Genomic DNA, 11959 nt, shown 5'->3' on the forward strand with positions numbered 1-11959 from the left:
GTCGGGGGCACAGTCCGGTGGGGGGACGTGAGGGGGGCGCAGGTTCAGACGCGGATGACCTGCGGGCCCAGGAGCGAGTAGCGCTGCGCCTCCGCCGAGGGCAGCCCCGCGTCGGTGACGATCGCCTCGAAGTCGCCGACCTCGGCGTACCGGCAGAAGCTCACCGCGCCGAATTTCGTGTGGACGCCGACGAACACCCGCCTGCGCGCGCTGCGCATGGCCTGCGCCTTGACTTCGCCGACGGCCGGGTCGGGGGTTGTCAGACCGTATTCGCGCGAGATCCCGTTCGCGCCGACGTACGCCAGGTCGATGACGAAGTCGGCGAGCATCTTGGTCGCCCAGTGGTCGACGGTGGCCATGGTGGAGCCGCGGACCCGGCCGCCGAGCAGCAGCACGCTGACCTTCTCCGCGTCGGCCAGCACCGTCGCCACGGCGAGCGAGGCGGTCACCACCGTCAACGGCCGGTCGCGCGGCAGTGCCTCGGCCACGAGCTGCGGGGTGAAGCCCTCGTCGATGAACACGGTCTCCGCGTCACCGAGCAGTTCGGCCGCGGCCGCCCCGATCCGTGACTTCTGCGGCACCAGGCGGGTGATGCGGGTGGCGAGGGTGGTCTCGAACCCGGCGCTCTCCACCGGATAGGCGCCGCCGTGCGTGCGCCGCACCAGGCCGTGTTCCTCCAGTGCGCGAAGGTCGCGGCGGACGGTCTCCCTGGCCACCATCAGCTCCACGGCCAGCGCGGTCACGCCGACCGATCCGTCGCGTCTGGCAACCTCCAGGATGGCCCGTCGGCGTTCGTCGGTGTCCACGACCCACACTTCCCTGTTTCTTCTGCTGCCCGTTGATGCGGCCCGGCGTCCGTTCGGGCCCGTGCGTCGTTTGTACAAGGAGGCGACCCGCCGCGACCAGCGTCTTTGCCAGACGTACTGCGCCCGTTCGTGCCCGCTTCGCCAATATCGTCGTCGCTGGTCACCTGGGCGGTCGTGCGACGGGCCGCCGCCGGTGCTGCCCGGTTGGGCGCCTCGGCGTGCCCGTTTGGTGCCCGATGCGATGCGGGCGCCGGTACGCGGCGCGGGAATCGGGGCCGGCGCGGCTGACTTGACGACGTAGGGGACGGCCCGTGCACGGCGGGAGCGCCCGGTCCGTATTGCTACCGGTCATCCCGTCTGGTCCTTGACGCACCCGACGGGACCTGGAAGCACGGGAATGACCGGTAGAGCCCGGATCGCCGCATCGGGACACAAGGAGGGCCCGGCTCGGGCAACCGGGCGGTGAACGAGGCTGGTTGCGTCCTTCTGCCGGACCGTCACCTCCGGCAGACATAGGGCTCCGGGTCCCGGTGGAGTCGCCGGAACGCCTCCGCCACGTTCTCCAGCCACGTCAACTCGTCCCAGAAGTCCGCCTCCGCCTGCGCCGTGCCGTGCGCGTAGGGCTGAAGTGCCCGCTGCCCGTCCCGAATCTCGATCAGGATGCGGTAGAGGCGGGTCCGGAGATCGCGGATCCATACCCGGCCGGGGCCCTCGTGGACCGGTGCACGCCGGGTTCCAAGGTGCACGTCCTGTCCGACGCGGACGGACTGCCTCCACGCGTCGGGCTCTCCGCGGCCAACACTCTCTCGGGCTCGCCGCAGCAATCTGCTGCTACAAACGCTTCCTCCAACCGACCATGAGGACTCCGCCCAAGGGCGAAATACCGCGCACTGCGCCCCGACCGCCGCCGCACCCCCGGGAAACACAGGTCGATGCGGGCACGAGAACCACAAGCAGAGACACCCAAACTCACATGGCAGCCATTCCATTGAGACACCGGGCGCCACAAATTTGGCCATCGCCCCCAATTACCGAGGAAGCCCCGGCTTCCCTATCGCAGGTACACGTGAACAGGCGAAGCAGAAGTCTCGTCGCAGCAGAACGATATGAAACAACGGATTCACGGATGGTTTCTCGGGCCCGCTTCCCGCAGGACGCACCACCGGTAACACCGATTTCGCGAAAGCCACAGCAAGCGGGCAACCTCGCCGCGCAAACGGTCACACAAGGAGCTATCTCCGTGCAATGGCCAACCAAATGCGTGGGTAGCGGGCCGAAAGAGCGGACCGGGAGTGCGGGCGGAACGCAGGAACCCGCCGGACCGTGGTCTTTTCCACGATCCGGCGGGTTCCTGCGTGTGCTGCCCTCGGAGGGCGTGGCCGTTGGCGGTCGGCTACGCCCGCGCCGCTACTTGACGAAGTCCTCGACGACCTTGGGCGGCCAGGTACCGACGTTGAGGACGCCCATGGAGTAGGCGCGGGAGACCAGGGCGGCCCGGTTGGGCACCCTGAGCTTCCGGAGCAGCCCGGTGACGTGGTACTCGACTCCCTGCCGGCTCAGGTAGAGCCTGGAAGCCAGGGGAATAGTGGACTGACCTGCGGCGATGCCTTCGAGTATGCGGGCGTCGATCTCGGAGAGGATCTTCTTGCGATGGGTCACGACGCCCGCGTCCTGCCCCTCGTCCGAGGAGCGCATGAGCACCAGGATCGCGGCCACGTCGGGGGTGTCCCCGCTCACGGCCGCGGCGGTGAGCGTTCCGGCGAAGGCGGAGTCCTCCGGCCCCACCGCCACCACGTGCGAGGCGAACCGCTGGCGCTTGCCCTCCACGAGCCGGGAGAACTGGCGCATCAGCGGCTGCTGGACACTGGGGTGCACCAGGTCGCGGAAGTTGCGGCCGCAGACGTCGGCCGAGGAGTCGCCGAAGCGCCGGAAGAACTCCTCGTTCGCCTGCTGGACGGTGAGTGTGGGATCGAGTGACGCCATGCACAGCCCCGACTGGTCGAAGTGCTGGGCGTGCGCGTACCCGTTCTGGCCGGGTTCGAGGTCACTTATTACGATCTGAGCCGAATCTGCGGGTACAGCAATCACCACGAGCCGCCATCCTTTCGGGTCCCCCGATTCACTGAGAATATTGAACATTTTCCTGCGCGTAGGATAACTCTGCCGGTCGGGCCTCACTCACCCTCATCAAGGGTTATCCGTTACCGAATGGAGAGTAGGTAGTGGCATGGTTGGACGTCAACAAGCCCCCTCTTCGCATAGCTAAAGCTGTGGTCCCAAGCATGGATGGTTCGGTGGTCCGCGAAGGCACCGGGACAGGAAGTGCTCGACATGCCGCATTGGCGGCATCCACCCAATTCGGTCCGACTTGAGGTTCTCTTGAGGTTGGCGGCGGTGAGCCGGGCAGGGCCATGCGAAACAGCAGGTACGGCTTTCTGTAACATGCCGCTAACAGTTGAGCGCGGGAACCTACGCGGGGAGGGTGTCCGCCAGCTCATGGCGGCCCGAGATGCCAAGTTTCCTATAGCAATTCGTCAGATGTTTCTCTACGGCCCGTGAACTCACTCCGAATTCATCCGCAATTTCCTGGTTGGTGAGGCCCCGGCTCACCAGGGTGATCACCTTGCGCTCGCTGCGGGTGAGGATCGCGGTCTTCGGTTCCGTGGGGGCGCCCAGACCGTGTTCCGCCCGCTCGACCAGCCACGGGGCACCGCAGGCCGCCGCGAGGGTGCCCGCCTCGCGCAGCACGACCTCCGCCTCGGGGCCGCTGCCCAGCTGCCGTCCCAGCAGTACGAGCGTCCTGGCGAGTTCGAGCCCGAACGACGAATCGCGCAGGACCGTGACGGCCTCGCGCAGCAGGGGGACGCCCTGGGCGCCCTGCAGCCAGCCCATCAGCCGCAGGGCGCGGCCCAGCGCGGCGGGTGCCCCCCACGAACGGGCCCAGGCGAGTTCCTCCTCGGCGAGCCGCAGCGCGGAACGGGAGTCACCGAGGCGCTGATAGAGACCGATGGCCTGCGGGCGCCAGGGGAAGAGCGCCGAATTGCGCCATCCCGATACGTCCAGTTGCCGACCGCACGCGAGCAGACTCTCCAGCGCCTGCGCCCGCAGGCCCCGCTGGGCGTCCACCGATGCCCGCAGAATCCGCAGCGAGGCCGTCAGGGCCAGACCCGTCGGCCTGCGCCGCCCGGCCCTGGCCAGGACCTGCTCGCTGAGCAACGGATCGCGCAGTTCGAGCACCACAGAGGACAGGATTATCGTGGACACCTCACGCCAGTTGGCGTCGGGCAGCGCCAGAGCGCGCTCGACGTATTCGCGGGCCAGAGTGGGTTTGCTCTGCGAGACCAGGACGAACGCCCGCTCCGCGAAGAGGAGCACCGCGTCGGCACCGGCCGGGTTGCGCCGTCGGTTCCGATGCTCGGTGGAGAGCCAGGTAGCCACGGTCTCCACCGACTCGGCGGCGAACAACGTGGCGACCACCAGGGGAAGCACCGTGTTCGCACACCCCGATGCGACCGGCTCGCGCTCCAGGATCCGGCCGGCCGTGCGAGCCGCCTCGGCCGCCGGCAGGCGGCCGGTGAGGGTGGCGGAGAAGAGCAGCACGGTCATCAGTTCGCGTTCGGCCGCGGAATACACCGGGGGCTCCTGCCCCAGCCCGTGCAGACGCTCCATGGACGAGGCCAGTTCGCCCGGGTTCTCGTGCCCGTAGTGCCGCAGCCGGGCTTCCAGTCGCAGTCCCAGCTCGCGCGTCGGACCGTCCAGTCCGGCGTGCGGGCCGAGTCCCTCGGCGGCCCTGCGCAGCAGCTCGGTGGTGGAGGAGTGCACCGCGCCGAGCAGCGGCGGCGGTATACGCAGGACGGCGACGGCCCGGTCGCGTGCCGTCGCCAGCAGAGGGATGGCCTGCACGACATGGCGCCGGCAGGCCTCGGGGTCGAAGTCCGCCTCAGCGGTGGCCAGTTCGACCAGCAGCCCGGCCCGGGCGTGACCCTGGGCACGGTGGCTGAGCAGCACCCGGCGCAGATAGCGGGCGGCACGCTCGGGCGCGCCCTGCCGTATCGCGGTGGCGGCCGCGGCCCGCAGTACTGTCGTCGCCCAGGGACGACCGATGGCGGTGGTGGCCATCAGGTGGTCGGCGATCTGCTCGGTGGGACGGCCGTTGGTGTACAGCAGGTCCGCGGCGGCGGCGTGCCGCCGCTCGCGCTCGGCCACCGTCAAGGTGGATTCCACGGCGTCCTGCACGACGCGGTGCACGAAGCGCAGTTCGCCTGCGTCGGTGAGCAGTCCCGCCTCGCGCAGCGCGCGCCGCGCTGTGCCCAAGCCGTCTTCGTCCACTCCGGCCAGTTCCCTGATGAGCGCCGGGTCCCCCTGGCCGCCGAAGGCGGAGACCGCCACGGCCACCTCCCGCACCACACGTGGCCGGGTCCGCAGATGGCTCGCCAGCCGCTCCCGGAGCCCTGCGGGCCGCAGGGCGCGCACCCGGTCGGCGTGTTCGTCGGCCACAGTGTGGCCCTGTGCTTCCATGCCCAGCAGAAGCGATGTCAGTAACAGCGGGTTGCCGCGGCTCACCTCATGGCAGGCGCGTACGTACTCCTCGTGTCCGGCCACGCCACACCGTTCGAGGATCATGGCCCGGACGGCGTCGCGCGACAGCGCGGCGGGGCGCAGGGTCCGCGTGGCGTCGACGAGCTGACGCACCAGGGCAGGGTCCGCTCCCTGATCGCCGTCCAGCAGCGTCCAGACGAGCATCACCCGGAGACCCTCCAACTGTCCGGCCAGGCGGGCGAGCCAGCGCAGGGAGGAGGAGTCCGCCCACTGGAGGTCGTCGACGAGGATCAGCAGCGGGGTGTGCTCGCTGACGTCGGCCAGAAGCGAGCGCAGGCCGTGCAGGCATTCCTCGAACGCGGCTGCGGAGGGCGGGTGCACCGTCGGCAGATCGTCGACGCCGGACATCAGCCGGGCCACGCGGTCGGGCCGCCGCGCCCACCGGTTGCGTTCCGTCTCCGTCGCGCCGGACAGCAGACTGTCGAGCAGCTGGCGCACCACGCCGAACGCGAAGTCCCGCTCCATCGGGGCGGCGTTCGCCCGCAGGACGCGTACGTCCGCGGCGCAGGCCGTACGGGCCAGTTCGCGCAGCAAAGCGGTTCTGCCGATGCCGAGCGGCCCCGCCAGCAGGATCACCGAGGAGTCGCCTTCCTGGGCGGCTCGCAGCGCGGCTCTCAGCCGGTCCAGCTCTCCTTCCCGCTCAAGAAGCATCGCTCGGCCGATCTCTCATGTCCCTCAGCTGCACACACAGTTCCTGACGCCCGGTGACACCGAGCTTTCGACGGGCAACCCCCGAAAGCGGGTGCATCACGCATCCGTCCTGGGAGAGCCGATCCGCGCTCTCCCGGTTGGTCTGTTTTCGGACGGTGCAGGCGGCCGCGCCCCGGCCAATGTTCCGTGGGTTGCTCGACCGCCGGGGCGGGGTGGCGGCCACCGGTGTCTCCCCTCGTTCCGTGCAGCCGGACGCTGTCGCCACCGGCCGGCTCGGCGGACCCGGCCGGTGGCCCACCGTCGGCGTCCGGCGCGGGGGCGGTGGACAGGCCCGCGTCACGGGCCGGGCACCGCACGTCCGCCCCGTGGGCGGACGGCTTCTCGGGACCGCCTCGACCGGGTTAGGCAACGATGTCATGGATCGATCGAACCGGCGGTCACGCTCCCGGCCCGGAGCCGGGGCCGGCCGGGCACAGAGCGGTCGCGGCCCGGTCTTACCGACATGCCGGACGGCCGCGTACAGCACGTCCGGCCTCGCGCGGCCCGGCCGCCCCACCCGGGGCGCCCAGCCCCAGCGCCCCTCGTCCGGGGCGGCGGACGGGAAGACCGGTGTCCTGCGCGCACGGCGCTGTCCAGGCGGACAAGCACTTCCCCGGTAGCCGTCCGGCCCGCATGCCGGCTCCAGGGGTCGCACAGTCGGATCATCGGTGTTCTGGCCAGTCACACGCACCGCCCCGCCCGTTCGCCTCAGCGTCGCCAACGTGATTCGGATGCCCGGCCGGGACGCGGCCCCTCAGGGATGTCCGGTGTGCACAGCGCGGCCCCGAGTTCGGTACGCCCACTCACGCCCAGCTTTCGGTAGACACCGGTCAAATGCGTCTCAATAGTGCGTACGGTGACGAACAGGGCTTCCGCGATGGCGCGGTTGCTGGCGCCGGCCGCGGCGAGACCCGCCACCCTGCGTTCCATTCCGGTCAGCATGTCCAGAGGCGAGGCGCTCATCTTCCGCATCCTGCCGCCCGCGGTGACCAGTAGTCTGCGCGCGGCGCCACCGAGCGCCAGGGCCCCGCAGCGCTGCGCGAGGTCGGTGGCGGTGCGCAGATGCTCCCGCGCGCCGCGGTGGTCGCCCGTCTTCAACAGGGCGCGGCCGAGGATGAATTCGGCCTTGGCGTGATCCGCCCTGGCAGGCGACTCCGCCAGGGCGGCGACCGCTTCGGTGAGCGTCTCGATGCCCGCGGCGCCGGGGGTGATCGCTCCGCGGGCGAGTGCGGCGAGCCCAAGTGCGCGCGGTGTGCCCCAGCGCTGGGCCAGTTCGGTGCCGTACTCGGTCATCTCGCCCGCTTCGTCACCCCGGTTCATGACCGCCAGCAGACAGGCCGCCTCGGACCACCAGGGCGCGAAGACCGGATTGCTGAACCGGGACTCATCGAGGGACCGGCCGCATTCGAGATACAGGGCGAGAGCCGCGTCCCAGTCACCGACCGCCCAGCGGGCCCGCGCCCGCGCCATCAGACTCAGGTGGTACTGCAGTACGTACCGCTCAAGACCGGAGCGCCTGATCCCGCGGAACACCGTCTCGGCCTGTTCGGCCTCTCCCCGCTCGACCAGGAGGGTCGCGAACGTGATCTGCGGCAGTGCGCTGCCGCTCCCCCACTTCTCCGCTCCGACGATCTCGAACGCGGTCTGCGCATCGGCCAGCGCGTCGGGAAACGCGCCCGCTCCGTGCAGCACCAGGGCGCGGGTGGACAGGGCGAGCACGAAGGTCCAGACCGCGGCGTTCTCCTGGCTGCGCTCCAGCGTGCGGTCCAGCGCGCCCAGCGACCCTTCGACCTCGTCGGCGAGGCTGAGGGCGAAGGAGGAGGCGAGCGACGACCAGGCCTCCGGCTCACCCCCGGGCGAGGTGAGCGCGCGACGGGCCTGCTCGACCGTCTGTTCCGCCGAGCGACCGTCCATCGCGGACAGGACGGTCATCATCGCGAGCATCTGGCGCTGGGCGGGCGTGTCTCCGGGAGGCGCGGTCAGCAGCGCGGCCCGGTCCAGCGTCGCGGCGACGGTCGACTTCTCGTCCGACCCCACGATCAGCAGGGTCGACTCGACCAGTGTGTGCAGTTCACGGTCGGACGGGTCCGGGCAGGGCCCCAGTTCGGCCTCCAGCTCCGCCAGAACCGCTTCGAGGACCCGCACGCCTTCGGGCGAGCGCTGAACGGCCAGGCAGACCATGCCGTACCGCACGGCGGCCATGGCCCTGGTCCGTACGTCGTCGGCCAGGCCCAGTGCCTCTTCGAGCACCCGGATGGCGTCCGGCGGATTGGTCTCCGCGAGCGATGCCGCCAGCTGGATACGTATCGGCACACTGTCCGGTTCCGCCTCAAGCACCCGGTGCAGATAGCGGACGGCGGCTTCGGGCGCGCCCCTCCCCTCGGCCTGGGTAGCCGCCTCACGGAGCACCGTCGGCATCCAGGGTTGTGTGAGGGCCGGCAGGAGCATGAGCCGGCCCGCGACCTCCTCGGCGGGCCGCCCGGCGTCACTCAGCAGCAGCGCGGCTCTGGTGCGCAGCTCGGCCAGTGCCTCCGCGCCGACGGGTTCGAGCGCGGACGCACGGATCACGTCGTGCGCCAGGTCCGCACGGTCCGCCGCGAGCACCTCGGCACGCCGCAGTACGGCGATGCCCTGTGCGACGCGCCCGGGGGGCACTTCGGCGAGCATGCCGACCAGCTCGGGGGTCTCCTCGCCCAGGACCGCGATGGCACGCGCCACCTCCCGCACCCACAGGGGCAGGCTGTCCAGCAGCGCGATCACGGAGGACGCGATCACGGAGGCCCCCACCTCGGCGACTCTGCGTACTCCTTCTTCGTCCGGCCGCACGCCCCTGGCGCGCAGCTCGCCCAGGAGCCGGCTGAGCCTGAGGGGGTTGCCGCCGGAGACGGTGGCGGCGCGGTCGGCGAAAGCCGATGCGACCGGCGTCCGGAAGACCTGCCGCGCCAGCTGCCCGACGGCGGCGCGAGTGAGCGGCGCCAGCCTCACCATGGTGGGGCTGCGCTGCGCCGCGATGTCGGCCAGCACGGAGGGGGCGACCGGTTCGGCCTCACTGCGGTGGGCGAGCACCACCAGCAGCGGAAGTTCCTCCGCGCGCCGCAGCAGGAAGTCCACCCAGGCCAGGGAGCGTTCGTCGCACCAGTGCACGTCGTCGAGCACAAGGACGAGCGGGCGGTCCACCATCAGGTTGGCCGCTAACCAGTACAACCCGTGCAGCGTCGGATAGGAGGCGGAGGCGCTGGGGTTTTCCTGGTCGATCTGTCCGGAGGTGAGCGCGGGCAGAGCACGACGGGCGGGGCCGCGCAGCAGAGGGGAGCTCCTGGCGTCCGCACCGCTCAGCCCCAGCGAACCGAACAGCTCGCGCACGCCCCCGTACCCCGTCCCCGCGACAACTTCGCCGCAGGAGCCGTTCAGCACCGTCATGCCGCGGCACGTGTCGCTGTTGAGGAACGCCTGGAGAAGGCTGGTTTTCCCAATGCCCGCGGGACCGGAAAGGATCACCAGCCCCGCGCGCCCGGAGCGTGCGGCCTCGGCCTGCCGGGTCAGAACCCGCAGCTCATGACTGCGCCCGACCAGGGCGCTGGACAAACCGGAGAGGTCGGCCTGTTCCAGCATCGAGGTCTCCTCGCCTCTCGGGGAACGCGACGGGCGCAGTCACACGTCGCCGCTTTCCGCCCCATCCCGCAAAAGCAGTTGACACGCAACGATGAACGGGCGTGAGATTACATGATCACAAAATCCCGCACCATAGATCACGCGACGCCGCCCGGAATGCGGCGTACACCTGACGCGAACTGGTCGAGTGCCCTTCGCGCCGGTGACCAACGCGCCGTACGGGAGCCGTGTTTGGGCTCGGTCGCACGGGCACCGGCCGTGCGGGCAGCACTGGCGGCCGGGCATCCGGCCGACGGCCCCCACGAGAAGGCGGACCGGACGCCACCGGACGAGAGGACGCCCCCGGGGAGCGCTCACCCGGACGGGCGGCCGCTCACCTGCCGGTGGACAGATGTTTCCGCAGTAACGCGATCACCGCCGGAGCCTGTGCACTCAGGTAGAAGTGCCCGCCGGGGAAGACCTTCAGATCGAAGGCGCCCGTGGTGTGCCGGCTCCAGTCCTCAGCCTCGTCCAGCGAGGTTTTCGGGTCACTGTCGCCGGTGAGCGCCGAGATCGGGGCCCGTACCGTTGTGTCCGGGTCGCAGCGGTAGGTCTCGATGGCCTGATAGTCGCTGCGGATCGCGGGGAGGATCATCCGAAGAATCTCCTCGTCACCGAGCAGCGCCGTGTTCGTACCGGACAGCAGCTTCAGCTCCGCGACGATGCCGTCGTCGCTGCGTGTGTGCACACTCTCGTCGCGGTGGCGGGACGGTGCGCGCCGGCCCGAGACGAACAGATGGGAGAGTTCACCGCCGTCGGCCTCGAAACGCCGCGCGACCTCGAAGGCGATCGTCGCGCCCATGCTGTGCCCGAAGAACGTGGTGGGCCGGGCCCTGAGCTGCTTGCGCAACGCCTCGTAGACCTGGTCGGCCAGGACTTCCAGATCGCCGGGGCTGGTTTCCTTGCGCCGGTCCTGACGGCCGGGGTACTGAACCGCGAACACCTCTGCCACGGAGGAGAGCTGAGCGGAGACCGGGAAGTAGAAAGACGCCGAGCCACCCGCGTGGGGGAAACAGAAGAGTTGCTCCGAGCTGTCCGGTGCCGGATGGAAGCACCGTGCCCAGAGACTCTCCTCGGTGGAGGTCGTCATCGTCTTGCATCCTCCTAGAGCTGGGCCGGACGCCCTGAACCGCGCAGCGGTCCGGGGACCGGACCACTGTCACGAGAGCGCGCCGGAACGCCGCACACCGCGCGCACCTTGCCCGCGCCGATGCCGCCGACGTTCCATGCGGTGCTCCTGCCGAACAGAGCGGACGGACGACTGACGTCGCCCGCCTCGCCGGCCGGTACTGCCGACCCGGTGGCCGACGCCCCCATTCCACTAGGCGGGACAGTGGGAAATTCCCTAGTCTCTGCGCGGACATTGGTGACGGAACCCCCTCGTGAGGGCACGAACCGCCTGCAAGTCCCCGGTGGGCGGAGGCTTCGGGGGGGTCCGCCCCTGCCCGAAGCCTCCGCGGTTCAGGACAGTCCGAGTTCGTCGTCCAGGAGAGCGAACACGTCGTCGTCCGACGCCGCCTCCAGGTCGAACTCTCCGGTGTCGTTCGCCGACTCCCGGCGCAGTTCGGCCCACTTCGTCCGCAGCACCTCGATCCGTCCGGCGACGTGCTTGAACTCCTGCGCGTCGACCGTCATCTCCGTGATCGCCTTCTCCAGACGGTCGAGCACGGCAAGCACCGATCCGGCGCCGCCGGCCTCCTCCGTCACGAGCCGGGACCGCAGGTGGTCCACGACGGCGACGGGGGTGGGGTAGTCGAAGAGCAGGGTGGCCGGCAGGCGCAGCCCGGTGGCCGCGTTCAGCCGGTTCCTGAACTCCACCGCTGTCAGGGAGTCGAAGCCCAGTTCCTGGAACTGCCGTGAGGCCCCTACCGCCGACCCGCCCGCGTGCCCCAGAACCGCTGCCGCCTGATCGCGGACCAGCGTCAGAAGAACGTCGCGCCGCTCCTCCTCCGGCATGGCGTTCAGCCGCTGACCGAGCGACTCGGCCGACTGCGGAGCTGCGGTCACCGCCCGCCGGGACGGCGTACGGATCAGCCCGCGGAGCAGAGCCGGTATCTCACCCTGCGTCCTGAGAGCGGCCAGGTCCAGCCGCACGGGCAGTACGAGGGCCCGCTCTCCGGCGAGTGCGGTGTCGAACAGGGTGAGGCCCTGCTCCACGGAGAGCGGAGGCATACCCGAGCGGGCCAGCCGCTGCATATCCGCCTCACTCACAC

General features: G+C 70.4%; 7 protein-coding genes and 1 pseudogene. 1 reads left to right on the plus strand and 7 read right to left on the minus strand.

Going from position 1 to position 11959, the window contains the following annotated elements; translation table 11 throughout:
* Nucleotides 1-44: 44 nt before the first annotated feature.
* Both HNQ79_RS30925 and HNQ79_RS30930 read right to left on the minus strand, forming a co-directional pair.
* Nucleotides 45-806: a DeoR/GlpR family DNA-binding transcription regulator gene (locus HNQ79_RS30925; protein ID WP_185036295.1), complete on the minus strand. Its 762-nt coding sequence runs from the start codon at nt 804-806 to the stop codon at nt 45-47.
* Nucleotides 807-1303: 497 nt separating this feature from the next.
* Nucleotides 1304-1498: a DUF6545 domain-containing protein gene (locus HNQ79_RS30930; protein WP_373312640.1), complete on the minus strand. Its 195-nt coding sequence runs from the start codon at nt 1496-1498 to the stop codon at nt 1304-1306.
* A 1-nt stretch (nt 1499) separates the two neighbouring features.
* Between HNQ79_RS30930 and HNQ79_RS30935 the strand changes: the two are divergent.
* Nucleotides 1500-1609, plus strand: a pseudogene (locus HNQ79_RS30935) (IS5/IS1182 family transposase); the annotation flags it as partial.
* Between the two features lie 604 nt (nt 1610-2213).
* On the opposite strand, the gene HNQ79_RS30940 reads toward HNQ79_RS30935, so the two are convergent.
* The 5 genes from HNQ79_RS30940 to HNQ79_RS30960 all read right to left on the minus strand — a co-directional run.
* Nucleotides 2214-2858, minus strand: coding sequence for a helix-turn-helix transcriptional regulator (locus HNQ79_RS30940; protein ID WP_268253586.1), 645 nt, complete (start codon nt 2856-2858; stop codon nt 2214-2216).
* 417 nt (nt 2859-3275) lie between these two features.
* Nucleotides 3276-6056 carry a helix-turn-helix transcriptional regulator gene (locus HNQ79_RS30945; RefSeq protein ID WP_185036297.1) on the minus strand — a complete coding sequence of 927 codons (2781 nt, stop codon included), beginning with the start codon at nt 6054-6056 and terminating at the stop codon, nt 3276-3278.
* A gap of 747 nt (nt 6057-6803) precedes the next feature.
* Nucleotides 6804-9707 carry a helix-turn-helix transcriptional regulator gene (locus HNQ79_RS30950; protein WP_185036298.1) on the minus strand — a complete coding sequence of 968 codons (2904 nt, stop codon included), beginning with the start codon at nt 9705-9707 and terminating at the stop codon, nt 6804-6806.
* 373 nt (nt 9708-10080) lie between these two features.
* Entirely contained in the window at nt 10081-10836 is a 756-nt protein-coding gene (locus HNQ79_RS30955; RefSeq protein ID WP_179764384.1) for a thioesterase II family protein, read from the minus strand.
* Between the two features lie 371 nt (nt 10837-11207).
* Nucleotides 11208-11959: phosphopantetheine-binding protein (locus HNQ79_RS30960; RefSeq protein WP_260421887.1), on the minus strand; the 752-nt coding region annotated here is incomplete at its 5' end.

The organism is Streptomyces candidus (assembly GCF_014207445.1).
GTDB lineage: Bacteria > Actinomycetota > Actinomycetes > Streptomycetales > Streptomycetaceae > Streptomyces > Streptomyces candidus.